Source organism: Pseudomonas sp. KBN12P06040 (genome assembly GCF_037574965.1).
Lineage (GTDB): Bacteria > Pseudomonadota > Gammaproteobacteria > Pseudomonadales > Pseudomonadaceae > Pseudomonas > Pseudomonas aeruginosa.
The window spans coordinates 5,238,514-5,261,056 of the sequence record NZ_JBBELS010000001.1; the positions used below are offsets into that span (position 1 = coordinate 5,238,514).

A 22,543-nucleotide genomic window follows, 5' to 3' on the forward strand; every position below is an offset into this window, starting at 1 on the left:
TTTTTATATCAGCTTGGACGTACAGCGCCCTTGAGTAACTGCCAAGACAGTAAGACAGCATCATCCGCCCCAACCTCCTTTGCCGCCCAGCGCTGGACTGCCTCAATGTCAGTGTCGTATTCGATGGGGAATTCAATGTCTATTTGTCTCGTATGCCTGTTGGAAAGCCCCTTCCCCTGGCGCACGGACATGAAATGGACGTGGTATCGCGGCATGGCCCTTTTCTCTCCTACCTAGTGACCGTTTTATATTCAGCGAATAGATCGCCAGCAAACTCACGTCGCTTCCCTCAATCAGTTTGCCGCTGCTGGCGATGGTATGCGCCGGTATTTTTCGGCCTCGTCCAGCTGTTTGGCCAGGAGCATAACATCGGCCTCATACTCTGCGATTACCTTGTCACGCACGGCCACCGGGCCGAACCACAAGATAGCGAACGTGAAAATACAACCCAGGACGAAGGCCGGCATTGCGACCATGAAAACCCAAGCCTGGCGGCTTGGCTCTTGGTTCTTATTTTCCGTGAGCCTGGGGTAGAACTGCTTAGTCATGAGCATTTTCCTCGGTAATCAGACCTTTGCCAACTCGCCCTCCAGAACTCGCAAATGAGTGGGTCGATGAGGCAACCACGCCCGAACGGGCAGAGCAGATGGTACTGCAGGAAAGTGAGGCTCCAGAAGTGTTCACCTGGTATCGCGTCGACCGCGCGGTCGGCAATGTTCGCAATCAAGGGGTACACCTCATAGAGCCTCAGCGGACCGGGTAGGCTTAGTTCAACTATCGGCTGCCAGGAATTGCAGGAGGAAGTATCTGGCGATGAATCGGGGCGTTATCCTTCCCCTGTCGCCAGCGACGAAGGTCCTCGCTCACCCAATCATTCAGTGAGGCCGCGGACAAGGTTCCCCCATTCTTCAGGTAATATGCAACCTCCGCCATAGCTTGGTGATAGCCGCGCCGGTAAGTACCCTCTATTTGTGAATCGGCAGGACCAATATCTGAGCCTGGCCCCAACTTACCATTAACCATCCTCTCGAGAAGACTGTTTTCACCACTCATAATAACCCCCTATGGTTATAAATCAGTTTTACAAGCTTGATACAACCAAGGAACCTTAACCATTTTTCTCAATGTTCTTCAAGTGCATCAAGGGAGCAATTCGTCATAGCTTAATTCCTAGGAATAGCCTTTCAGTCAACCTATAGGCAACTGGCCGAGCACCAAAAGCGTGCTCAGTGCATGGTAGCGAGCCAGGTATTCGCTCCATGCCTCATCGACGTGCGCGCTCTCAATCCCTGCCTCCCTCTTGCGATAAAAAGCAGCCACGGCGGCCAGTTCCTGGCGCGCTATATCGATGATGGTTTGTTCGAGCTGGGGAAGGTCTGTATTCATGGCCTAGGGCTTCCTCGAAGCAGTGTTAACCAGAAATGACGCAGCCTGGATGCGTGTGAAGGGCACCCAGAGTCGACTGATCTTCGCATAGCGAATCAGGCCCGGCGATTCGCCAGAATCCTATCCAAAAAAATCCCACCCCCACTCACCGAGTATTTCCTACTGCCTCAATGGGGGCAGTCTGAGAGGGTGTCTCTGGCTTCGCGCGAGGACACTCATGAAACGCCCATCCCCTGCATCAATGATTCTTGGCCTCTGCTTGACAGCAATGGCCGGCCTGCTGGGCTACCAGCAGTACCAACTCATTCAGCTCCGATCAGGCGTGGACAGTGCCGCGGAAAAGACCTCGCTAGAGGCGATCCTGGCGCGCTTGAATCGAGTCGACGAGCGCCTCGACGCCGTGGATGGACAGCACCTGGTCAGCAACGAGGACTTCCGCTCAGGCCAGCAGGCGCTGTCCAACCGCATTGACGCCGCGCAGGCCTTCGCCAAGCAGGCCTCCGACGCCGTCGAGAACCTGGCTCAAACCACCGCCTCGGCCGGCGATCTCCTGGTGCTCAAGGCAACAGTGGAGACGCTGGACGGTTCTGTCCGCACGCTGCAAGAGAAGCAAGCCAAGGCTCCGCCGCTGATCGTGCCTCCACCGAAGCGCGGTGCCTTCCCTGTCAAGCCCAAGCCGAAACCCAAGCCGATCGAGCCTCCGCCCTTCTCAATCCTCGGCGTGGAGTATCGCGGGGGCGAACGGTTTCTGTCGGTTGCACCTCCGGGATCCACCCAGCTCAGCCAGATCTACCTCATTCGCCAGGGCGATGCCGTCGCCGGCACGACCTGGCGCCTGACCGACCTTGACGATCGTACCGCGCACTTCGACGTCGCCGGCGCCTCGCGCAGCGTCCGCATCCAACCATAGGACCCCGCACATGAACAGAACCGTATCGCTCCTGTCCGGCCTGGTGCTGCTGAGTTATCCCGCAGTCGGTCAGGAGGCTGCGGCAAGCCGAGAGACCAGCAGCCAGCTGTCCGGTAGCCAACTCGGCACGCTGAAACAGCAGACATCTCAGAGCGACCTGGCCCAGGAGTGGGGACTGAACCAACAGGAATGGACCCGCTACCAGACGCTCATGCAAGGCCCCAGGGGCGTGTACTCGCCTGGCATTGACCCGCTGACTGCGCTGGGCATCGAGGCGCGATCGGCAGAGGAACGGCGGCGGTATGCCGATCTACAGGTCCAGGCCGAACGGCGCCGGGTCGAGAAGGAACTCGCCTACCAGCGCGCATACGACGAAGCCTTCGCCCGCGCCTATCCAGGCGAGGGGGTGATCCGCCTCACCGAAAGCAGCACGGCCAACCCGTCGGGCACCCCGAACATGAGCCCAGCGTTGCAGAGCAGCGGGCGCCTGGCCCTGTTCGTCCAGGACAACTGCACCGCCTGCATCCAGCGGGTCCGCGACCTGCAGCAGCAGAACAAGGAGTTCGACCTCTACTTCGTCGGTAGCCAGAACGACGCAGAGCGAGTGCGGCATTGGGCAATCCTCGCCGGCGTCGACCCGAAGAAGGTTCGCAGCAAGCAGATCACGCTCAATCATGACGAGGGCCGCTGGATGGCCCTGGGACTGGGCGGGGCCCTTCCCGCCCTGGTCCAGGAGGTGAACGGCCGATGGCAACGTCTGTAATCCGCGCCCTCCAACTGGCCGCCCTGCTGGTCCTGGCCAACATCGCTCAGGCCGCCGTGGATCCTCCGCCGGCGTACAAGCAGATCGCCCTGCCCAAAGGGGTTCCGGCCGAGGTGCTCTATTCGGTCGCGCTGACCGAGAGCAAGGTCCTGCTGCGCGGCGAATACGTTCCCTGGCCCTGGACATTGAACGTCGCCGGGAAATCCTACTACTACGCGACCCGCACCGCCGCCTGCACAGCGCTACTCGCGGCAATCAACCTCTACGGGGCCAAGAGCGTCGATTCCGGCCTCGGCCAGGTCAATATCGGCTGGAACGGACATCGTTTCTCCAGCCCCTGCGACTCCCTGGATCCGTACAAGAACCTGGACGCCACCTCCGACATCCTGATCGAGCAGCGGGACGCCCTGTATGCATCCGCCCCGGGAAGACCGGTGGACTGGATCCAGGTTGCCGGCCGCTACCACCGCCCCGCCGGCGGCGCGCCTGCCGCCAAATACCGTAGGACGGTATCCCGCCACCTTAGCCAAGTCCTCGGCGTCAACCTACTGGTGACCAATCCATGAAGAAGATCCTTGCCACGCTGGCATTTTGCACGGCGTTCGCGACTCAAGCCTGGGCCGCCGGGCTGATCGTTGTCGAAGACCTCGGCGGAGCCTCAGCGCTCCCCTACTACCAGGGCCTGGATCCGCAGCCATCCGCTGCCACACCAGGACCTGGCGACCTGGGTGTCCGTGGCTCAGGTGCGTTTCCAGTTCGCTCGGCACGCCTTTCGCCAGGCCAGGTTCAGGGGCGCGCCATCAACGCCCCAGGCCTGCAACCTCTGTTCCTCGTCGGCGACGACACGCTGTCTCGAACCTGGCTGAAAGAGCGAGGCGACGAGCTCCGAGGCCTCCACGCTGTGGGCCTGGCAGTGAACGTGGCCAGCGAAGCGCGCCTGACGGAAATCCGTGCCTGGGGGAAAGGACTTCAGATATTGCCGGCGCCGGCGGACGACCTGGTCGACCGGCTCGGACTGCGGCACTACCCCGCCCTCATCACATCCACCGCCATCCAGCAGTAGGAGTCCTCATGACTACTCACCTGATCACCCTGGTCATCAAGCAGCCGAGCGACGCTCAGGCACGCCAACTCATGTACCAGGAGTTGCTCGGCCTGATCTCACGCTACGGCGGTGAGGTGACGTCCACGGCCCTCGAGGACGAATCGACCCTCTGTGAGCTGCTGGAGCAGATGCTGCCCGATCATGAGGTAGAGCAAGCCAGGAAACAGGTGCTCGAACTTCATGCCAAGCGCCGCCGACCGGGCCGCCTGCACTCGCCGGCAAGCCTGAAGGTGTAACCCATGGCTGGCCAGTACCCGCTGGAAGCGCTCTTGCGGCCTGCCGTGGAGCTCTACACCACCACCGTGTGCTTCACCGCGGCCGCGCTCTGCATCGTCGCGCCGTGGACGTTCGCCCTCACTCCGCTGTTCGGCATCGTGGCCGCGCTGGGCTTCGTCTGGCTGGGCGTCGTGCGGCTGAAGCAGGCCGGCGTGGTGCTCCGCTACCGGCGGAACATTCGCCGACTGCCGAAGTACACGATGACCAGCGCCGAAATGCCGGTCAGCAACGAACACTTGTTCATCGGCAAGGGCTTTCGCTGGACGCAGAAGCATACGCAGCGCCTGGCAGATACCTACCTGCCCCAGTTCGCCTCCTACGTCGAGCCCTCGCCGCTCTACGAGCGCGCGCGCCGGCTGGAGAAGCAGCTCGAGTTCGCCCCCTTCCCCCTGAAGCTGGTCGCCAAAGCCACTGCCTGGGACGTGGCCTGGAACCCCGCACGGCCGCTGCCGCCCGTGGGCGGTTTGCCTCGGCTCCATGGCATCGAGCCGCGCGAACAGGACGTAGGCCTGCAACTGGGCGAGCGCGTCGGCCACACACTGGTACTCGGCACTACGAGGGTAGGTAAGACGCGACTCGCGGAGCTGTTCATCACCCAGGATATTCGCCGCACCCACTGCCGGGGCCGACGCCGGCGGGCGAAGATGGGTCGGCGGACCCAGACGGTTCACCACGGCTATCGGCGCCGGCGCGCAGAGGAGCAGCCGGACTACGAGGTGGTGATCGTCTTCGACCCGAAAGGCGATGCTGACCTGCTCAAGCGTATGTACGTGGAGTGCGAGCGTGCCGGCCGCCTGGATGAGTTCTACGTGTTCCATCTCGGTCATCCTGACCTGTCGGCACGCTACAACGCCGTCGGCCGGTTCGGCCGGATCTCCGAGGTCGCCACCCGCGTCGCCGGCCAGCTCTCCGGCGAAGGCAACAGCGCGGCGTTCCGTGAGTTCGCCTGGCGGTTCGTCAACATCATCGCCCGCGCGCTGCACGCGCTGGGTATCCGCCCGGACTACCAGCAGATCCTCCGCCACGTCGTGAACATCGATGCGTTGTTCGTCGAATATGCCCAGAAATACATCAGCGAGCACGATCCCAGGGCCTGGGACACGATCATCCAGATCGAGGGCAAGCTCAACGACAAGAACATCCCGTTCAACATGAAAGGACGGCCCCTGCGGGTCGTGGCCATCGACCAGTACCTGACACAGAAACGCATCGCCGACCCGGTCATGGAAGGCCTGAAGAGCGCAGTGCGCTACGACAAGACCTACTTCGACAAGATCGTGGCCTCGCTGCTGCCGCTGCTGGAGAAACTCACCACTGGGCGGATCTCGGAGCTGCTTTCGCCCAACTACGCGGACCTCAACGATCCGCGGCCGATCTTCGACTGGATGCAGGTCATCCGCAAACGCGCCGTGGTCTACGTCGGCCTCGACGCACTATCGGATACCGAGGTCGCCGCCGCGGTGGGCAACTCCATGTTCAGCGACCTGGTCTCGGTGGCGGGTCACATCTACAAGCATGGTGTCGATGACGGCCTGCCCGGCTCGCTCGCTGGCGGCAAGGTCCGCATCAACCTGCATGCCGACGAGTTCAACGAGCTGATTGGCGACGAGTTCATCCCCATGGTCAACAAAGCGGGCGGCGCCGGCGTGCAGGTGACGGCCTACACCCAGACCATGAGCGACATCGAGGCCAAGATCGGCTCCCGCGCGAAGGCCGGTCAGATCATCGGCAACTTCAACAACCTGTTCATGCTGCGGGTGCGCGAGACCGCCACGGCCGAACTCCTTACCAATCAGCTCCCCAAGGTCCAGATCTACACCAGCACGCCGGCGAGCGGCGCCAACGACGCGATCAACAACAAGAAGGCAGCCTTCACCTCCAGCTCGCACGACCAGGTGCAGATGACCAGCGTGCCGATGCTCGAGCCGGCCCACATCGTTGGTCTGCCCAAAGGACAGGCGTTCGCGCTACTCGAGGGCGGCAATCTCTGGAAGATCCGAATGCCGCTGCCGGCGGTCGATCCCGACGAGGTGATGCCGAAAAGCCTGCAGGAGCTGGCTGCCGGTATGCGCAAGGGCCAGGCCGCCAACAGCGAGTGGTGGGAGGCGCCGGGATACTCCGCCCTGCAGGATGGTCTGCCCCAGGACCTGGTCGACGATTTCCGTCACCTCGGCGCCGGTGAGGATGCCGCCTGATGGCTGAAGTCACTCAACGTGCAGAGCAGCAACAAGAGAGCCAGAAGACCCTTCTCGGCACCATCATCAGTACGCCCTTCCAATTTCTCGGCGTGATGTTCGGGTCGCTGATCGGCGCAATCATCGTGGAGTGGGTTTGCCTGTATTTCTTCTGGCCTGACGCGGGCTGGAAGCATGCCCAGGCCATGTTCGAGTACGAACTCAGTTGGCTGTCGCAGGGGCTGTTACACAGCGTCGTCGTGCAGGAGCCAGGTCGAACCGCCACCTGGCTGGCCCAGTTGGCCTATGACTGGTTGTTCGTGAAGACCGGGATGGTCGACTGGATGACCAACATGACTACCATCGCGCAGGCCGGGCCACGGAGCCCGCTGGACGTTCGCTATCTCACCGCCCAGGGTGTCTCCACGCTGCAGAACTACGGCCTGGCCGCGCTGTACACGGTGCTGACATTCGTTGTGCGCCTGGTGATCCTGGTCATGACGATCCCGTTGTTCCTGATGGCCGCGTTCACCGGCCTGGTGGACGGCCTGGTGCGCCGGGACCTGCGCAAGTTCGGCGCCGGCCGGGAGTCCAGCTACCTCTACCACAAGGCGCGCGGCAGCATCATTCCGCTGGCGGTCGTCCCCTGGACCCTCTACCTGGCGATCCCCATCAGCATCAATCCCCTGCTCATCCTACTGCCCTGCGCCGCGCTGCTCGGCGTAGCGGTGTGCATCACAGCATCCACCTTCAAGAAATACCTCTAGTCCTCGAGGAGACGCTCATGGCCCTACCGCTGAAACACCTCTTGCCTTCGCGCGACACGGCTCTACACGCCAGTTGGATCACGCTGACTGTCCTTGTACTGCTGCTTTCAGCGGCTGTACTCATGACGATGGGCAGGCTCAAGGAGGCCGGCACGTATTGGCAAGTTCTCGTTGAAGTCGCCCTGGTATTGCTGTCAGTCCAATGGTTGCTCACCGCAACCTGGGTTCGAGTGGGTACTCGTCGTGGTCCATGGACCAGACAGGCCGTTTTAACTCCGCTCGCCTGGCTCAGCGTGACCTCGATGCTATACGTCTATGCCGTGGCACAGGTGATAAATCGGTTGATTCCAACAATGGAGACGGTAGCCCCCCACGCTACTACAGGGGCCGCCGAGGGCGCGGCATTTCTCACGCTATGTGCCGGATTCTCACTATGCCTGGCAACTATGACAATGGTCATTACGCACCTTTGCTACCTGTGTATTCGGCACCGGCGCACTATCGGTTGAGCACCTCGAACCAGTGAGTCAACCAAGGCACAGCGTGTGATCTCAACTCACTAGATGAGAACCACGCGACAGCAAAAAGCAGAATCAAAAAGATCAACGCGAAACGCCAAATTTTCATTTCGATGCCTTCAGGGTGACGAACGACAAATGATGCCATGCCCTGACTAGCTCCACAGCCGCAGCCCCTGTTTAACCAGACACTTACCAATCTGGAAGCCCTCGTATCTCCGGAGACACCTATGCAGTGGACTCACGAACAGTCACCGATCATCCAGTCGAAGGCATCGAAGATCCTGGTGCGAGCCTTCGCCGGCACTGGCAAGACCACCACCCTGGTGGGCTTTGCCAAGGCGAACCCTACCCTGAGAATCCTCTATCTTTGCTACAACAGCTCGGTGGAGAAAGCCGCGAAGGGCAAGTTTCCCCGCAACGTAGTGTGCAAGACCGCCCACAGCCTGGCTCATGCGGTGTACGGCATCCAGTACGCCCACAAGAAGACGAAGAACCTGCGTCTGACCGATATCGCCCGCGGACTCGATACCCAAGACTGGGAGTTGGTACGTGACGTGCTGGCCACGCTGAACAACTACATGGCTAGTGCCGACGCAGAGCTCGGCCGACCGCACTTCCCGCGCTTCCGCGACAAGGCGTTCCTCACCAGTGCCCAGGAACGCTTCCTCAAGCAGGGCCTGGACATGGCGCGAGTAGTCTGGAGGCGCATGGTCGATCTCCAGGACACCGGCATGCTGATGCCCCATGACGGCTACCTGAAGCTGTATCAACTGAGCAAGCCCGATTTAAGCCAGCGCTTCGACTGCATGCTCCTGGACGAGGGGCAGGACATCAACCCAGTGATTGCGGACATTGCCCATTGGCAGCGCATCAGAATGGCTATCGTCGGCGATCCCCATCAGCAGCTCTACCGGTTCAGGGGCGCAGAAGATGCCCTGAACAGCGACTGGATGGCCGGCGCCGAGGAGCACTACCTGACCCAGAGCTGGCGATTCGGCCCCGCGATCGCACACGTGGCCAACATCATCCTCTCCTACAAGGGCGAAACACGGAAACTTCAAGGACTGGGTCCGCAGACGCTGGTGAAAAAGTCCCTCCCGCCGGACCTTCCTCACCGCACTTTCATTCACCGCACCGTTATCGGCGTCATCGAGAATGCCCTGCAGTTGGTCCGCAATCATCCGGAGCCCAAATTCCACTGGGTAGGTGGTATCGACAGTTACTCGCTGCGCGACCTGGAGGATCTATACGCATTCAGCCGAGGCCTGCGCCAAAACGTCCAGAACAAGAAACTGCTCCGTGACTACCGCGACTACACCCAGTACGTGGAGATCGCCGAGATCAGCCAGGACGGTGAGATGCTTCGCTCGATCAAGATCATATCGACCTACCCTGATCTGCCTGCGCGGATCCTTGAGCTTCGCTCACTGACCCTTGACGATGAGCTGGACGCAACAATCACCCTGACCACCGCACACAAGGCCAAGGGGCTGGAATGGGATTTCGTTTGCCTGTACGACGACTTCAACGCGGACCCGCTGGCCCCCGACACCGACCCAGGCAAGCGCGACGATGAGTTGAACCTGATCTACGTCGCAGTGACCCGCGCGATGAAGGTCCTCGCCATCAACAGCCTGGTGCTGTCGATCATGCAGCGGTACGTGGACGAGAGAAAGCTGAAGGAGCTGGTGGTCAGTAATAGGGAGTAAAGCGAAACTGCAGAAATCCACGGTACCCAGTAAGGGTATTTTCGATTGAAGCCCTCCCCCTGCCCCTGAAACGGTGCGGTTTTCCCCGAACCGATCCAGGAGCACACCATGAGCATAAAACAGTCCTTCGAATACCATGTCGAGAACATCGTCATTCCCTACAAAACCCTCACCAAGGGCGTCGCGATGTTCAAACACAAAGAAGACACCTTGGAACCCGACGACCACGCCTTGCTCAACCCTCTGCGCTGGGCCGAGGTCGTGCGTCTGGGCCAGGAAGGCTGGGAGCTGGTGAGCGTTCAGCCACTCATGCGGGGCGTAACCGAGATCGGCAATCAAAACGCCCAAGGCTGGGCTTGGGGCGTCGCTCTGCCCGTCAGCTACCTGCTGTTTTTCAAGCGCGCAACCTCATAAAAAAATACCCCGAACCCGCGCCGAGTATTTCTTGCGGAATGGAATCAGGGCGATCGGCAAGCTGATCGCACCCTGATCTGCAAGAGATTCGCCGTGAACACTCCACATCCATCCCTTCGCCGAAGCTGCCTGGCCGTCTTGGCCTGCAGTGCGCTGGTCGCACAGGGAGCTTTCGCAGCGAGCGCCTCCGAGCAGGCGAACCTGGAGGTGATGATCCGGCAGCTCAACGCCCTCGAGGACACCGCCCGCCGCAGTGCCCAGAGCGCCGATGAGCCCGGACAGCGCTTCTACTTCGACTACTCACGCCTGGCCGCTGACCTGCAGCGCATCCGCCAAGGCCTGCAGGACTACATGACCCCCAGCCGCGCGCAGCCGCGTGACCCTTCCGACTTATCCGGGAATTACACCCTGCGCGGAGGGCCGATGCCGTGAGCATGAGCGGAGCCCAGACATCAGCGTTCCAGGCCGCCGCTGGCTTTCCCCCATCGGCCGGCGAGGGGCTGTTCATTGGAGCAGCGATGACCTTTCTCCTGCTGTGGTCCGCCTGGGCGATGTACAGCACCTGGCGCGGCTGGGCCACCAACAACCTCGACAGCGCCACTGCCGGCGTTTCCGCGATACGGATCGTGGTCCTCCTCGGCATCACCTCTTTCTTCCTCCTCAGCTGACCCATACGGAGACACTCATGCTGAAATTCACCCTCCAGAAACTGTCCGCCCTCTACCGGAGCCTGGCTGCCATCTCTTTGGCGCTCCCCGGTGTCGCTTTGGCTGCACTCCCCAAACCCGAGGCACCTAGCCGTGGGGAGGGATCGGGCATCATGCAAACCATCCAGAACTTCGGCTATGACGGAGCGATGCTCCTCGCGCTGCTCATCTGCGCGGCTGTCTTTCTGGGGGTCGCTTGGCATACCTACGGCACCTATCACGCCATCCATGACGGGAAGAAGAAGTGGTCGGATCTCGGAGCGGGCGTAGCCGTAGGTGTCGGCCTGCTGATCTTGATCATTTATCTCGTCACCAAAGCCACCGCCATCATGTAAGGGCCTTCCCATGCCCGAAGAACATCTGTTTCAGGATGGCACCCTCAGCTTCCTGCCGACCCGTTTGAACCGGCAACCGGTGGTCATCGGCGGCCTGACCGCAGACGAAATGTGGATCACGGTCTTCACCAGCGGAGCAGCCGGGTTCGTTCTTGGCATCCCGGCTGCCTTGGTCGCAGGTAACGCTGCCTGCATTCCACTGGGCGCGCTGCTGGTCGGCGCCCTCGGCCTGGGTATCGGCAGCCGCGTCCTGCGGCGGATGAAGCGGGGGCGGCCTGACACCTGGTTCTACCGCCAGGTGGAGCTGGCCCTCTCGCTGCGCCTTCCCGTCTTCGGCAACCGTCGCCTGGTTACGCGCTCCGGCGCCTGGACCAGTCGACGCACGGAGTCCCCATGAGTTTCAGAAAACACACTGCACAACAGCAGGCACACATCAACACCTTCCGGTTCATCACCGGCTTCCTGTGCATGGTCATCGTTGTGCTGGCCTACTGCGTCTGGGAAGCCCGCAAGGACCTGTGGATCCACATTCCGCCCGACTTGCGCTCAGGAAGCACCCGGTTGTGGTGGGACATTCCGCCAGAGAGTGTCTATGCATTCGGTCTCTACATCTTCCAGCAGGTGCAACGTTGGCCCAAGGACGGCGAGGTGGACTACAAGGGAAACCTGTTCCGCTACGCCGCCTACCTCACTCCCTCCTGCAAAGTCTTCCTGGAGAAAGACTTCGAGTTTCGTCGTAACGCCGGCGAGCTCAGGGGGCGAGAGCGCACCACCTCGGAAATCCCCGGTCGGGGCATTGGCGAGAGCGATGGCCGCGTGATCCAACACTCGATCAATGACTGGACCGTCAACCTGGACATGGACAGCACGGAGTATTACGCCGGCGAAAAGATCAAGCGCGCGCTGGCCCGCTACCCGTTGCACGTCATCCGCGCCGACGTCGACCCGGAGACCAATCCCTTCGGCCTGCAGTGGGACTGCTACTCCGATACGCCTCAACGTATCGAACTAGAGGAGCCGGTCGCCCCCATCAAGCGGGAGGGAGGTCTATGATCCGGAAGTCGACAGGCTCGCTCTTGCTAATGCTTGCCCTACCCACACTGGCCCACGCGGTGGAGATTCTGCGCTGGGAGCGCATTCCGTTGGCCATTCCGTTGACGGTCGGCCAGGAACGCATTGTATTCGTCGACAGGAACGTGCGAGTCGGCGTTCCTCGGGACCTGCAGGGCAAGTTGCGCGTCCAGAGTACCGGCGGCGCGCTCTACCTGCTCGCCAACGAGCCGATTCCTCCGGCGCGCCTGCGTCTGCAGGACGCAACCAATGGCGAGCAGATGCTCATCGATATCGCCGCCACCGAGGCAGCGGCCGACCAACAGCCGCGCGAGCCAGTCAGGATCGTCGCCGGCGAGCCCGTGGCTCCGCACTATGGCCAGTCCCGGGAAGCCCAGCCATCGGCAGCAGCGAAACAGACCGAGCAGGCAGAAGCACCGAAGGCCGTGCCGCGCGAAACGCCCGTCCCCGTGGTTCTGACGCGCTATGCGGCGCAGATGCTCTATGCCCCGCTTCGCACGGTGGAGCCGGTGGATGGCGTCGGTCAGGTGCGCGTCAAGCGACAGCTCAACCTGACCACCCTGCTCCCCAGCCTACCCATCACGGCTACCGCCTTGGGCGCCTGGCGGCTGGACGACTACTACGTCACGGCGGTGAAGCTGCAGAACGCCAGCGCCCAGCACCTGGCCCTGGATCCCAGGGACCTGATGGGCAATTTCGTCGCCGCGACCTTCCAGCACCCGTACTTGGGGGTCCGGGGCGACGCTTCCGACACTACTACCGTGTATCTGGTGACACGCGGCCGCGGCCTTGCCGACGCGCTCCTGCCCTCCTCCATCAGCCAGATCGATCCCAAAGGAGGCCGTCGTGGCGCTGACCGGTAATCCCCTCCTGAAATTGCTGGTCATCCCCGTCGTGATCGGCGCCATCCTGATCGGCGTGAGCATGATGGGCAAGAAGGAAAGCGCGCAATCACAAGGCGCCGCAACCCCGACGGTAACGTCGGAAGAAGCGGCAACCCTGGGCATCGACGGCGACACGCCCGCCGACACACTACGCACCATCGTGGCAGAAAGCCGGCAGCTCAAGGAGCAAATCAGCAAGGTGATCCAGGAGAATGACTCGCTCAAAGCCGCCAATGAGAACCTGCAGGGCCGCCTGCGCAACATCGATCAGAACATAGAGCAGAAGCTCAACAACACCGCCCAGGAGCTGCAGCAACAGCAGGAGAACCGTAGCCAGACGATCCTGGACCAGGTACAGAAACGGCTCGAGAACTTAACCCACATTCCCGAGGCCGGCGACACCGACCTGCCCGTAGGATTCGGCGTGCGACCAGAGGATGGCCAGCACTTTCAGGGAGCGGGCTCGTCGTCATCGGACATCGTCTGGATCGAGCCCCAGGACGCCCGCGCGGTCGATGCCAATGGCCAGCCGCTGGCCGCCGGCTCCACCACCCAACCGAGCGGATTCAGCTTCCCGACCTCCTTCGGCAACGCGGTCGATCGCGGCCAGAACGCGCTGGAGCGGATCGATGACGGGCTGCACCCCGTCGGCCAGCAGCGATCCGACCTGGAAAACCGCAAGCTCGTCCGCAAGACCTACACGCTGCCGCAGAACTCGACGCTCATGGGCTCGGTGGCCATGTCTGCGCTGATCGGTCGTGTGCCGGTCGACGGGACGGTCAATGATCCTTACCCGTTCAAAATCCTCATCGGCCCGGACAACCTCACCGCTAACGGCATCGAGCTGCCGGACGTCGCCGGCGCGGTAGCCAGCGGGACCGCCTCGGGCGACTGGACACTCTCCTGCGTGCGTGGGCAGATCCGTAGCCTCACGTTCGTGTTCAACGACGGGACCGTGCGCACCTTCCCGGCGCCGGCCGAAGAGGTGAATGACAACCAGAGCAACAACAACCAGACCGCCAGCGCCGACCAGAAAACCATCCAGGGCGGCCTCGGCTGGATCAGCGACCCCTACGGCATCCCCTGCATCGCCGGTGATCGCCGATCCAATGCCAAGGAGTACCTGGGCAATCAGAGCCTACTCACGGCTGCCGGGGCCGGCATCGCCAAACTCCTGGACGCCGACGAGAACAACACCAGCACCGTCTTCAGCGGCAACGGCACCAGCTTCGGGACGACCGGAACCAACAGCAACTCGGCCCTCAACAGCATCCTCTCCGGCGGCGTCAGCGACATCCGGCAGTGGATGAACAAGCTGTACGGCGAGGCCTTCGCCGCCGTCTACGTGCAACCTGGCGCGCGGGTCGCCGTGCATCTCGATCAGCAACTGGCGATCGACTACGAACTCAAGGGCCGCAAGGTCGACTACAGCTCTGGAGCCGCTCATGCAACAGCAGATCTGGACTAACTCCCTTCTTCGCCTCTGCGCCGGCCTGGCCTGCGCGCTGACCCTCTCAGCGTGCTCCACCAGCTCGGAGGAGATGCTGCCCCACGGCGAGGCCAACATGCTCGACGTCTGGGAACAAGGTGCAACCAGCTCGATAGGCAACAGCCGTGGCCGGCTACTCCTCGATGCCAGGCAAACGCTGCGGCGCCCGATCGATCCGCAGCAGGTTGCCTCCGCGAACGACCAGGCCGACTACACCCGCACGGCCAGCAACGAGATCCACAGCCAGTTCAAACGACTGCCCAATCCCGACCTGGTCATGTATGTGTTCCCGCACCTGGCCGGCAGCGATCCCGCCCCGGTACCGGGCTATACCACCGTGTTCCCCTTCTACCAGCGAGTCCAGTACGCCATGCCGGGCGAGCGCACGGAGGACTACTGATGGGCCTTTTTCAAACCCTTCTGCGCGGTCGCACACAGCCTCAGTCGGTACCGGCTGACGCTCCCGAAGATTCAGGAGCGCTGGACGTAGCGGCTGCGGAAGAAGCGACTGAGCGCTATCTGGCGCGACTGGCCGCCACGGGTATTCCTCTGCCCAACACCGGGAGCAAGAATGGCGCCACGCAGGCTGAAGCGTCACGCATCTACGATCACGACCCATCGTTCGTCGACCTGCTGCCCTGGGCTGAGTACCTGCCCGACGAGCAGGTGATGCTCCTGGAAGATGGGCGTTCGCGTGCCGTCTTCTTCGAGCTGGTGCCCTTGGGCACCGAGGGCCGCGACCCCAATTGGATGCAGAACGCCCGGGACGCACTAAAGGAAGCCCTGCAGAACTCCTTCGACGAGCACGAAACCTCGCCCTGGATCGTCCAGTTCTACGCCCAGGACGAGATCAGCTGGGACAATTTCCAGGAGCAGTTGAGGCAGTACGTCCATCCTCGAGCGCGAGGATCGGCCTTCAGCGAGATGTACCTGGCGCTCATGAAGCATCACCTGGAGGGAATTTCGAAGCCGGGCGGACTGTTCGTCGACACCGCCGTCAGCAAGCTGCCCTGGCGAGGACAGCAGCGCCGCGTGCGGATGGTCGTCTACCGCCGGATCCGCAAGGCGGATGCGCAGATTCGCGGACAGGACCCGGCGGCGTATCTGAAATCCATCTGCGAGCGTATCCAAGGCGGCCTGGCGAACGCCGGCATCGTCGCTTCGCGTATGGGCGGACAGGAGATCAGGAACTGGTTGATCCGCTGGTTCAACCCGCACCCGGATCACCTCGGCAAGACCGATGCGGATCTACGTCGCTTCTACGAACTGGTCTGCCGGCCGGACGAACCGATCCTGCAGGACGAGTTGCCGCTGGCCGACGGCACCGACTTCTCCCAAAACCTGTTCTATCGGCAGCCTGTTTCCGATGCCACCCAGGGCGTATGGCTCTTCGATGCCATGCCGCACCGAGTGATTGTGGTCGACCAGTTGAACAAGGCGCCGCTGACAGGCCACTTCACCGGCGAGACGCTCAAAGGTGATGGCCTCAACGCCCTGTTCGATCGAATGCCCGAGGACACGCTGCTGTGCATCACCATGGTCGTGACGCCGCAGGACATGCTGGAAGGGCATCTGCAGCAGCTCTCGAAAAAGGCCGTTGGTGACACCCAGGCCTCGATCCACACCCGCGAGGACGTGGCCACCGTTCGCCGCCTGATCGGCCGGGAGCACAAGCTCTATCGCGGTTCGATCGCTCTGTTCGTGCGCGGCCGCGACCATACCCAGTTGGAGGAGCGCTGCATCACCCTGAGCAACGTGCTGCTCGGCGCCGGCCTGGTGCCGGTCGAACCGCAGAACGAAGTGGGACCGCTGAACAGCTACCTGCGCTGGCTGCCCTGCAATTTCGATCCGAACGAGAAGCGAGCGCTGGAGTGGTACACCCAGATGATGTTCGCGCAGCACATCGCCAACCTGTCGCCCATCTGGGGGCGCACCACCGGTACCGGACACCCTGGCTTCACGCTGTTCAACCGTGGCGGCGCGCCGTTGACCTTCGACCCGTTCAACAAGCTGGACCGGCAGATGAATGCCCACGGCTTCATCTTCGGGCCAACTGGCTCCGGCAAGTCGGCGTCCCTGACCAACCTCATCTGCCAGATGCTCGCCATGTACCTGCCGCGGATGTTCGTCGCGGAAGCGGGCAACAGCTTCGGCCTGCTGGCCGACTTCGCCAAGCGGTTTGGCCTCTCGGTCCACCGGGTCCGCCTCGCCCCGGGCTCCGGCGTCAGCCTGGCGCCGTTCGCGGACGCCATCAAGCTGGTCGAGAGCCCCGACCAAGTGAAGGTCCTGGACGCCGAAGACATCGAGGCCTCGGACTCGGTCCAGGGCAGCAAGGCCGACCTCGAGGACGACCAGCGAGACATCCTGGGCGAGATGGAGATCGTCGCCCGCCTGATGATTACCGGCGGCGAAGAGAAGGAAGACGCGCGCCTGACCCGTGCCGATCGCAGCGCCGTCCGCCAGGCGATCCTGGCGGCGGCCAGGACCTGCGCCGCCGCGAACCGCACGGTACTGACCCAAGATGTGCGCGATGCGCTCTACGAGGCCTCCAGGAGCGATGGCACCGCGCCAGAACGGCGCGCGCGCCTGGCCGAAATGGCGGAAGCCATGCAGATGTTCTGCATGGGTGCCGACGGCGAGATGTTCAATCGCGAAGGCACGCCCTGGCCTGAAGCCGATCTCACCGTGGTGGATTTCGCGACTTACGCGCGCGAAGGCTACGCCGCCCAGCTCGGGATCGCCTACATCTCGCTGCTGAACACCGTGAACAACATCGCCGAACGCGACCAATTCAAGGGCCGGCCCATCGTCAAGATCACCGATGAGGGGCACATCATCACCAAGCACCCGCTGCTGCTGCCCTACGCCATGAAGATCACCAAGATGTGGCGGAAACTGGGCGCCTGGTTCTGGCTCGCCACCCAGAACATCGACGACATCCCAGCCTCCGGGGCACCGATGCTGAACATGATCGAGTGGTGGCTGTGCCTGAACATGCCCCCCGACGAGGTAGAGAAGATCTCCAGGTTCCGCGAGCTGTCGCCGGCGCAGAAGTCGATGATGCTCTCGGCCCGCAAGGAAAGCGGCAAGTTCACCGAGGGCGTGCTCCTGGCCAAGGGCAAGGAGTACCTCTTCCGTGTGGTTCCCCCGAGCCTCTACCTGGCCCTGGCAATGACCGAGAACGAAGAAAAGAACCAGCGCTACAACATCATGCAAGCCACCGGCTGCGACGAGCTCGAGGCGGCCTTGCAGGTCGCAGCGGATCTCGACAAGGCGCGCGGCCTGCCACCCTTCCCCATTGTTTTCCCAGACCAACCGGCAGTGGAGTGCCAGGACGAATGAGAGCTCTGAATTCGCTGACCCAGAACCTGATCGACAACCTGACCCAGATCCTGCAGAACCCCGAAGAAGATGCCCTGCAGACGCTCAGGATATGCGCTCCTGTACTGATCGAGGAGCTGCAGCAGATTCAACTGAGGGCGGTCGATCGCCGGGACATTGTCCCGCAGATAAAGCAGCTCCTGGATGAATGGCTGCAACAGCATCCACAGCCTGATACGGCCCAACAGGCGCTCATCGAGGCCGTGGACCGTGCGGAGATCCTACAGCGGAGGCAAGCGTGAGACTGTTGAAGGGCGGCTGGGCAGCGAAACGATTTCAAGGTCCCGCCCTGCCCTGGGCGGGGCTGCTGCTGATCTTGCTGGCTGCATCCGCCATAGGGGTAGAGCTTCTGGTGAAGGGGCTGCCAGCCAACCACAGCCTCTACGGCGATGCGAAAGCGCGCTGGACGATCAATGAATACGCTGACCTGGAGTGCCCCTTCTGCAAGGTCTACACCCCACGACTGAAGCGCTGGGTAGACAGCCATCCGGACGTGAACCTGGTTTGGCGGCATCTTCCCCTGCAGATGCATGGCGAGGCGGCCCGCCACCAGGCTCGCCTGGTGGAGTGCGCGGGGATCCAAGGCGGCGCCAAAGCCTTCTGGAGCGCTATCGATGCGATCTTCGCTCAGTCGGCCGGCAACGGGGGCGGACTGCCTGGCGGCACATTGGACTTTCCTGAACTGGACCAGTCTCGACTGGAGAAATGTGCGAAAGACAACGAGCTGGTTGACTCATCCATCAAGTCGGACATCGACATTGCACGGTCGAAGGGCATTACAGCGACCCCGACCCTCGTCATCCAAGACAACCAGACGAAACGAAGCGTGAAGCTGGAGGGCATGGCCGACGAAACCACCTTGCTGTCGGCGATAGACTGGCTAGCGACCTTAGAAGCGAAGAGTGACTGAAGCGAAACACGGATGCCGGACCATGTTGGCTGGTAAGCCTGATGCATCACGAAGCCTACGTACACTAGTACCGGAGCCAGCCCGGAGCGTGAAGCACGTGCATCCCGTAGGCGAAGTACGTATGCTACGCGCCAGGATGATTTAGGAACCACAGGATGCGACGAGTAAGATATCCCGCCTTCATTGCTGGCTCACAACGAAGAAAGAAAAAAAACTTTAATTTTGTCAGCTTATTTTCTGGTGCTGGCATAGGAGATTACGGCCTACACCTTGCAGGCGGAGTGTGTTTGGCTGCCTGCGAGATAGACACCCAAAGAGCTGCCGTACATACTGCCAACTTCAAAAAGCATGTATGGGGTGACATCCGCAAAGAAAAAGTCAAGATAGTAGAAAGTCTTAAAGATAAAAACATAGACCTAATTATTGCGACCCCTCCCTGTCAAAGTTTCAGCACTGCAAACTCCAGAAGGGGACTTAGAGATGATGCAGAGCATGCAAAAGGAGATGAGAGAAACAGCCTTTTTTTCGAAGCACTTTATATAATAAGAGAACTAAACCCCTCGTTCGTTCTATTTGAGAACGTACCAAATTTTCTAATGAAGAAAATAAAATGCGAAGAGGAAAAAGTAACAAGCAGAGTTCATGAATTCATCGAAGCCTCGTTGCAAGACTATCAATCTTGGCAAGGTAATATTTGCTTTTCAAAATTTGGCGTTCCGCAAACACGAAAAAGATCACTTGCATTCTTCGCTAGACGAGACTTGAAAATCAACAAGGACCAGCTCGCACCGAACAACTGGCTTGCTAAAATAGATGGAGCCCCAAGCTGTATTCTGGAAGCAATAAGTGACCTCTCGCCTCTTGACGGGATTTCTCCAACTGTGGCGAGGGATGAGTCTGACCCTTTGCACCAAGTACCTGTATACTCGCACAAACACTACTCATGGATAGCAGGCATACCGGCGGGAAGTGGAAAGTCTGCTTGGGAGAATAACTGCTTAAACTGCGGCTTTAGTGCAGCACCTATATTCACAGTTCATTGCCCTTCCTGTCTTGAACCTATGAAAAATAGGCCACACGTAGAAAGTAAAAACGGCGAGATACGGGCTATCAAGGGTTTCAAGACAAGTTACAAGCGAATGAAGCCAAATGAGCTTGCAAACACTATTACCACATCCAGCGGCACATTCAGCAGCGACGTAAAACTTCATCCACTTCAGAATCGTGTATTAAGTGTAAGAGAGTGCGCCAGGCTCCAGACTATACCCGACAGTTTTAAATGGCCACAAGTCTTAGAGTACCGAAAGGCTCACCTTTTTCGAGAGATGATAGGTGAGGCAGTACCACCACTCGTCACCTATCAACTTGGCCTTACGCTGCAAAGCTTAATTTCACTTAAGACTTCTTGACCGCCTTTACAATCTCGTCAAGCTCAGGGGATGTTTTGGCCATTTGAGCAAGAAAACCAGTAACGCTATGTCCACCAAGGTCACAGACTTGTCTGACTCGAACATCGTTCGGGTCAGCATCTGCCCCTGCAAGCAACCCTCCGAGCAACTGCATGTGGTCTCGACGCGAGAGTTTTAATACATCCTGCCACTTCACATATTCCATGGCATTACTTTTTTGCTCTTGAATTCCAGGGTCAAACTCTCTGGCCAATAATACGCCACGAACTTTTTTAGAAGAATCTCTAGATTGTAAGTATGTCATATATGAGTGGAGCTGCTCGAACTCTGGCCAGCTAGCTACAGCATCCGGACCTTTCAGCTCAACAACCAAGATATGAGTATCTGCAGAGTCCACAAAAAACACAAAATCAGGCTTAGTATAGTCAGCAGGGGAAGCAACATGTACGGGCCTCGCAGTAAAAATCCCCTGCTGCTGCGCCTCCTCACAAATAGTTTTCAGCGCCCGCCGTGGAATGTAGCTTTCGTACTTCTTATCAAGAATCCATGGAAACTGTTCTATTAGAAATTGTAGCTGAGTTTCTTGACCACGCATTATATGGCCTTCAAGCTGCGTCAAAGCGAACACTCGTTGCGAAAAAACCACAGCAAGAGAAAGGCTCTCTGGCACCAACTGCTCGACAAGCCTGTCCATAATTAGGCTAAACTTCTCAGCATCAAATAGCGCAGCTTCCTCCCAAAGCTTCTTAATAAGTCTACGAGCTGGCTCATGCACCCAAGCCTTAACAGTTGCCTCTACTAAACGCTCTTGACTTTCGCCATCTCCTTGCATCCTTGGTGTAATCTCACTCAATAGGTCAACCAAGTGTTCTTTTTCAGAAGGTCTAACGTATAAGCTTTTATCCACAACCACCTTATCTATTAATTTACCACCCTCTTCCTTAGCTGAAAGCTTTAGAGCCTTCTGATACTCTTTAACCCAATCCTTAACGCTACTCGCTCCCCAACTATAGAACCCTTCGAAATTTGGATCATCCCAATTAATGGATGTTCGATCAGTCGAAATTGCATCATACTCTAACTCATCTATCCAATCCGCCTCCACTACGGCATACATATATCTTGAAAATATCTCACTTCCTTTAACTCCAAAGAAAAAAGCTCTGTCCTGAGCAATTTTACCGTGAGCATATACTCCTACACCCGCCTGCTCCTGAGGCCAAGAAGCCTCTTTCACAAAGCCTACCCAATAACTAACTTCTCTACTTCCGTCAGGGGTTTGAACTACTGCTGTTTTTGAACCGCTCTCTGGTATACGTAAATACCAGGCAGGGAAAGCATGACTTTCCTGTAGCTCCTCACCATTAACCCATACTTTAAAATCCGGCCTACATAACGTAACAGTGAAACGTCGACCGAGAGATTCCATTAGATCAGCAGCCAGTATAGCCCTCCGCAGAGTAAGGTCTCCTGCAAGTATTAATGTACCCGATCCATCATCCCCCAGACGCCTCTTAAACGACTCAACGTATTTAGCCCCCTCTCCAGCCAGCGATGAGTCTACCGACGCCAACGGTACATTACTAGCCAAAATATCAGGCTTATATTCTGAGAAGGACTTGTAATCCCCTTCAGACTTAAGCATTCCTTCGTAATTGAACGTAAGCCAAGTCGCCATCCCCTCGGACACCGTTATGAGGCTAACAAGGCGAGCAACTCCAAAAGGAGCAAGTTTTCCAATACCTTTTCGCCCCATCGGCTTACGTTCAGCGAAACCTTCCCTTACACCCTTATTAACTTCACCCTCGTCTCTTTTTGGCTTTCCAACAACTAGGTAGTTATCCCTCAACGATGTGTGTGTCATTCCATGACCGTCGTCGGCTACGGCTATTAGTCTTGGCGCCCCTCCGGAGGTATTGGAAATGTCAATCCATACATTATTTGCGTAAGCATCCCATGAGTTAGAAACCAACTCAGCCAGAACATTCGTAGGCTTATTCTGATAGAGCTTTAAACCTAAATGCTCTAATACATTATGGGAGAATCGGAGTACCAACTCCTCTTGCAAGTCACCTTCAAAAGCTGTCATGGCTTCCCTCCATGAAGATTAAATAGATATCCAACCAAATCTGTTCGAAGAACATGCTCACGAAATAGAGCGTCGCAATCCGCCGATGCCAAGTGGCCACCCGCACGCTGGATTATGCCCTCCGCTACTAAGCTAGTCACCAGAGCGTTCACCTCACATTTTGCGAGTTGAAAAAATACTCTGTCGGCAGGATGATGATTTCCTGCTGCCCCATCGCAAGCGATCCTGTCTCCTGTCTGTACC

Annotated in this window: 25 protein-coding genes and 1 pseudogene; 23 read left to right on the forward strand and 3 right to left on the reverse strand. The window is 59.5% G+C overall.

The genetic code is table 11. The features are described 5' to 3' along the window. Positions 1 to 293: 293 nt before the first annotated feature. Positions 294 to 548 carry a hypothetical protein gene (locus VQ067_RS24740; RefSeq protein ID WP_003099808.1) on the reverse strand — a complete coding sequence of 85 codons (255 nt, stop codon included), beginning with the start codon at positions 546 to 548 and terminating at the stop codon, positions 294 to 296. A gap of 41 nt (positions 549 to 589) precedes the next feature. On the opposite strand from VQ067_RS24740, the pseudogene VQ067_RS24745 reads away from it, so the two are divergent. After that, positions 590 to 763: pseudogene (locus VQ067_RS24745) on the forward strand (DUF159 family protein); the annotation flags it as partial. Between the two features lie 425 nt (positions 764 to 1,188). Here VQ067_RS24745 and VQ067_RS24750 read toward each other — a convergent pair. Beyond that, complete coding sequence (locus VQ067_RS24750) at positions 1,189 to 1,386, reverse strand: hypothetical protein (RefSeq protein WP_003099811.1); 198 nt, start codon at positions 1,384 to 1,386, stop codon at positions 1,189 to 1,191. 217 nt (positions 1,387 to 1,603) lie between these two features. On the opposite strand from VQ067_RS24750, the gene VQ067_RS24755 reads away from it, so the two are divergent. The 22 genes from VQ067_RS24755 to VQ067_RS24860 all read left to right on the forward strand — a co-directional run bounded on the left by VQ067_RS24755 (position 1,604) and on the right by VQ067_RS24860 (position 20,211). Continuing rightward, positions 1,604 to 2,296, forward strand: coding sequence for a hypothetical protein (locus VQ067_RS24755; protein WP_003123350.1), 693 nt, complete (start codon positions 1,604 to 1,606; stop codon positions 2,294 to 2,296). Positions 2,297 to 2,306: 10 nt separating this feature from the next. After that, on the forward strand, positions 2,307 to 3,059 hold the full coding sequence (locus VQ067_RS24760; RefSeq protein WP_003121010.1) for a TIGR03759 family integrating conjugative element protein: 753 nt from the start codon (positions 2,307 to 2,309) through the stop codon (positions 3,057 to 3,059). Continuing rightward, positions 3,044 to 3,625: a hypothetical protein gene (locus VQ067_RS24765; RefSeq protein ID WP_003117072.1), complete on the forward strand. Its 582-nt coding sequence runs from the start codon at positions 3,044 to 3,046 to the stop codon at positions 3,623 to 3,625. Before VQ067_RS24760 ends, VQ067_RS24765 begins: the two co-directional genes overlap by 16 nt. Then, positions 3,622 to 4,122, forward strand: a complete 501-nt coding sequence (locus tag VQ067_RS24770) for an integrating conjugative element protein (RefSeq protein WP_003099819.1) — start codon at positions 3,622 to 3,624, stop codon at positions 4,120 to 4,122. Before VQ067_RS24765 ends, VQ067_RS24770 begins: the two co-directional genes overlap by 4 nt. Before the next feature lie 8 nt (positions 4,123 to 4,130). After that, positions 4,131 to 4,400 (forward strand): hypothetical protein, encoded by a 270-nt coding sequence (locus VQ067_RS24775; RefSeq protein WP_003099820.1) that lies wholly within the window; start codon positions 4,131 to 4,133, stop codon positions 4,398 to 4,400. A gap of 3 nt (positions 4,401 to 4,403) precedes the next feature. Beyond that, positions 4,404 to 6,635 (forward strand): type IV conjugative transfer system coupling protein TraD, encoded by a 2,232-nt coding sequence (gene traD, locus VQ067_RS24780; protein WP_003099821.1) that lies wholly within the window; start codon positions 4,404 to 4,406, stop codon positions 6,633 to 6,635. Next, positions 6,635 to 7,381: a TIGR03747 family integrating conjugative element membrane protein gene (locus VQ067_RS24785; RefSeq protein WP_003086173.1), complete on the forward strand. Its 747-nt coding sequence runs from the start codon at positions 6,635 to 6,637 to the stop codon at positions 7,379 to 7,381. The genes traD and VQ067_RS24785 overlap by 1 nt, the downstream gene beginning before the upstream one ends. Before the next feature lie 17 nt (positions 7,382 to 7,398). After that, complete coding sequence (locus tag VQ067_RS24790) at positions 7,399 to 7,890, forward strand: hypothetical protein (protein ID WP_340080938.1); 492 nt, start codon at positions 7,399 to 7,401, stop codon at positions 7,888 to 7,890. Between the two features lie 239 nt (positions 7,891 to 8,129). Continuing rightward, positions 8,130 to 9,611, forward strand: coding sequence for a UvrD-helicase domain-containing protein (locus VQ067_RS24795; RefSeq protein ID WP_058146309.1), 1,482 nt, complete (start codon positions 8,130 to 8,132; stop codon positions 9,609 to 9,611). A 108-nt stretch (positions 9,612 to 9,719) separates the two neighbouring features. Next, entirely contained in the window at positions 9,720 to 10,025 is a 306-nt protein-coding gene (locus VQ067_RS24800; protein WP_003099832.1) for a hypothetical protein, read from the forward strand. 93 nt (positions 10,026 to 10,118) lie between these two features. Beyond that, positions 10,119 to 10,457, forward strand: a complete 339-nt coding sequence (locus tag VQ067_RS24805) for an integrative conjugative element protein, RAQPRD family (protein WP_020750393.1) — start codon at positions 10,119 to 10,121, stop codon at positions 10,455 to 10,457. Then, a complete protein-coding gene (locus VQ067_RS24810) occupies positions 10,454 to 10,693 on the forward strand; it encodes a TIGR03758 family integrating conjugative element protein (protein WP_003099839.1) in 240 nt (79 codons plus the stop codon). Before VQ067_RS24805 ends, VQ067_RS24810 begins: the two co-directional genes overlap by 4 nt. Positions 10,694 to 10,710: 17 nt before the next feature. Continuing rightward, the gene (locus tag VQ067_RS24815) at positions 10,711 to 11,067 is read left to right on the forward strand and encodes a TIGR03745 family integrating conjugative element membrane protein (protein ID WP_003099841.1); all 357 of its coding nucleotides are present in this window, start codon (positions 10,711 to 10,713) and stop codon (positions 11,065 to 11,067) included. Between the two features lie 10 nt (positions 11,068 to 11,077). Next, positions 11,078 to 11,464: a TIGR03750 family conjugal transfer protein gene (locus tag VQ067_RS24820; RefSeq protein ID WP_003099843.1), complete on the forward strand. Its 387-nt coding sequence runs from the start codon at positions 11,078 to 11,080 to the stop codon at positions 11,462 to 11,464. Next, positions 11,461 to 12,120: a PFL_4703 family integrating conjugative element protein gene (locus VQ067_RS24825; RefSeq protein ID WP_116826007.1), complete on the forward strand. Its 660-nt coding sequence runs from the start codon at positions 11,461 to 11,463 to the stop codon at positions 12,118 to 12,120. Before VQ067_RS24820 ends, VQ067_RS24825 begins: the two co-directional genes overlap by 4 nt. Continuing rightward, positions 12,117 to 13,001: a TIGR03749 family integrating conjugative element protein gene (locus VQ067_RS24830; protein ID WP_043487135.1), complete on the forward strand. Its 885-nt coding sequence runs from the start codon at positions 12,117 to 12,119 to the stop codon at positions 12,999 to 13,001. Before VQ067_RS24825 ends, VQ067_RS24830 begins: the two co-directional genes overlap by 4 nt. Beyond that, positions 12,985 to 14,490: a TIGR03752 family integrating conjugative element protein gene (locus tag VQ067_RS24835; protein ID WP_023518412.1), complete on the forward strand. Its 1,506-nt coding sequence runs from the start codon at positions 12,985 to 12,987 to the stop codon at positions 14,488 to 14,490. The genes VQ067_RS24830 and VQ067_RS24835 overlap by 17 nt, the downstream gene beginning before the upstream one ends. Further along, positions 14,468 to 14,911 carry a TIGR03751 family conjugal transfer lipoprotein gene (locus VQ067_RS24840; protein ID WP_023518411.1) on the forward strand — a complete coding sequence of 148 codons (444 nt, stop codon included), beginning with the start codon at positions 14,468 to 14,470 and terminating at the stop codon, positions 14,909 to 14,911. The genes VQ067_RS24835 and VQ067_RS24840 overlap by 23 nt, the downstream gene beginning before the upstream one ends. After that, positions 14,911 to 17,853: a conjugative transfer ATPase gene (locus tag VQ067_RS24845; protein WP_340080939.1), complete on the forward strand. Its 2,943-nt coding sequence runs from the start codon at positions 14,911 to 14,913 to the stop codon at positions 17,851 to 17,853. The genes VQ067_RS24840 and VQ067_RS24845 overlap by 1 nt, the downstream gene beginning before the upstream one ends. Further along, positions 17,850 to 18,134 carry a hypothetical protein gene (locus VQ067_RS24850; protein WP_003086159.1) on the forward strand — a complete coding sequence of 95 codons (285 nt, stop codon included), beginning with the start codon at positions 17,850 to 17,852 and terminating at the stop codon, positions 18,132 to 18,134. The genes VQ067_RS24845 and VQ067_RS24850 overlap by 4 nt, the downstream gene beginning before the upstream one ends. After that, positions 18,131 to 18,802 carry a DsbA family protein gene (locus tag VQ067_RS24855; RefSeq protein WP_023092929.1) on the forward strand — a complete coding sequence of 224 codons (672 nt, stop codon included), beginning with the start codon at positions 18,131 to 18,133 and terminating at the stop codon, positions 18,800 to 18,802. Before VQ067_RS24850 ends, VQ067_RS24855 begins: the two co-directional genes overlap by 4 nt. Positions 18,803 to 18,957: 155 nt before the next feature. Then, positions 18,958 to 20,211 (forward strand): DNA cytosine methyltransferase, encoded by a 1,254-nt coding sequence (locus tag VQ067_RS24860; protein WP_003151440.1) that lies wholly within the window; start codon positions 18,958 to 18,960, stop codon positions 20,209 to 20,211. Here the strand turns inward: VQ067_RS24860 and VQ067_RS24865 are convergent. After that, positions 20,198 to 22,300 (reverse strand): ATP-binding protein, encoded by a 2,103-nt coding sequence (locus VQ067_RS24865; RefSeq protein ID WP_023092930.1) that lies wholly within the window; start codon positions 22,298 to 22,300, stop codon positions 20,198 to 20,200. The genes VQ067_RS24860 and VQ067_RS24865 overlap by 14 nt on opposite strands. Between the last annotated feature and the right edge of the window lie 243 nt (positions 22,301 to 22,543).

Coding starts and splice junctions, on each gene's coding strand:
- VQ067_RS24755 (WP_003123350.1), top strand. CDS start 1,604: ATGAAACGCCCATCCCCTGCATCAATGATTCTTGGCCTCTGCTTGACA.
- VQ067_RS24765 (WP_003117072.1), top strand. CDS start 3,044: ATGGCAACGTCTGTAATCCGCGCCCTCCAACTGGCCGCCCTGCTGGTC.
- VQ067_RS24760 (WP_003121010.1), top strand. CDS start 2,307: ATGAACAGAACCGTATCGCTCCTGTCCGGCCTGGTGCTGCTGAGTTAT.
- VQ067_RS24795 (WP_058146309.1), top strand. CDS start 8,130: ATGCAGTGGACTCACGAACAGTCACCGATCATCCAGTCGAAGGCATCG.
- VQ067_RS24800 (WP_003099832.1), top strand. CDS start 9,720: ATGAGCATAAAACAGTCCTTCGAATACCATGTCGAGAACATCGTCATT.
- VQ067_RS24845 (WP_340080939.1), top strand. CDS start 14,911: ATGGGCCTTTTTCAAACCCTTCTGCGCGGTCGCACACAGCCTCAGTCG.
- VQ067_RS24785 (WP_003086173.1), top strand. CDS start 6,635: ATGGCTGAAGTCACTCAACGTGCAGAGCAGCAACAAGAGAGCCAGAAG.
- VQ067_RS24865 (WP_023092930.1), bottom strand. CDS start 22,300: ATGACAGCTTTTGAAGGTGACTTGCAAGAGGAGTTGGTACTCCGATTC.
- VQ067_RS24815 (WP_003099841.1), top strand. CDS start 10,711: ATGCTGAAATTCACCCTCCAGAAACTGTCCGCCCTCTACCGGAGCCTG.
- traD (WP_003099821.1), top strand. CDS start 4,404: ATGGCTGGCCAGTACCCGCTGGAAGCGCTCTTGCGGCCTGCCGTGGAG.
- VQ067_RS24820 (WP_003099843.1), top strand. CDS start 11,078: ATGCCCGAAGAACATCTGTTTCAGGATGGCACCCTCAGCTTCCTGCCG.
- VQ067_RS24740 (WP_003099808.1), bottom strand. CDS start 548: ATGACTAAGCAGTTCTACCCCAGGCTCACGGAAAATAAGAACCAAGAG.
- VQ067_RS24790 (WP_340080938.1), top strand. CDS start 7,399: ATGGCCCTACCGCTGAAACACCTCTTGCCTTCGCGCGACACGGCTCTA.
- VQ067_RS24840 (WP_023518411.1), top strand. CDS start 14,468: ATGCAACAGCAGATCTGGACTAACTCCCTTCTTCGCCTCTGCGCCGGC.
- VQ067_RS24750 (WP_003099811.1), bottom strand. CDS start 1,386: ATGAATACAGACCTTCCCCAGCTCGAACAAACCATCATCGATATAGCG.
- VQ067_RS24825 (WP_116826007.1), top strand. CDS start 11,461: ATGAGTTTCAGAAAACACACTGCACAACAGCAGGCACACATCAACACC.
- VQ067_RS24850 (WP_003086159.1), top strand. CDS start 17,850: ATGAGAGCTCTGAATTCGCTGACCCAGAACCTGATCGACAACCTGACC.
- VQ067_RS24775 (WP_003099820.1), top strand. CDS start 4,131: ATGACTACTCACCTGATCACCCTGGTCATCAAGCAGCCGAGCGACGCT.
- VQ067_RS24830 (WP_043487135.1), top strand. CDS start 12,117: ATGATCCGGAAGTCGACAGGCTCGCTCTTGCTAATGCTTGCCCTACCC.
- VQ067_RS24860 (WP_003151440.1), top strand. CDS start 18,958: ATGCGACGAGTAAGATATCCCGCCTTCATTGCTGGCTCACAACGAAGA.
- VQ067_RS24770 (WP_003099819.1), top strand. CDS start 3,622: ATGAAGAAGATCCTTGCCACGCTGGCATTTTGCACGGCGTTCGCGACT.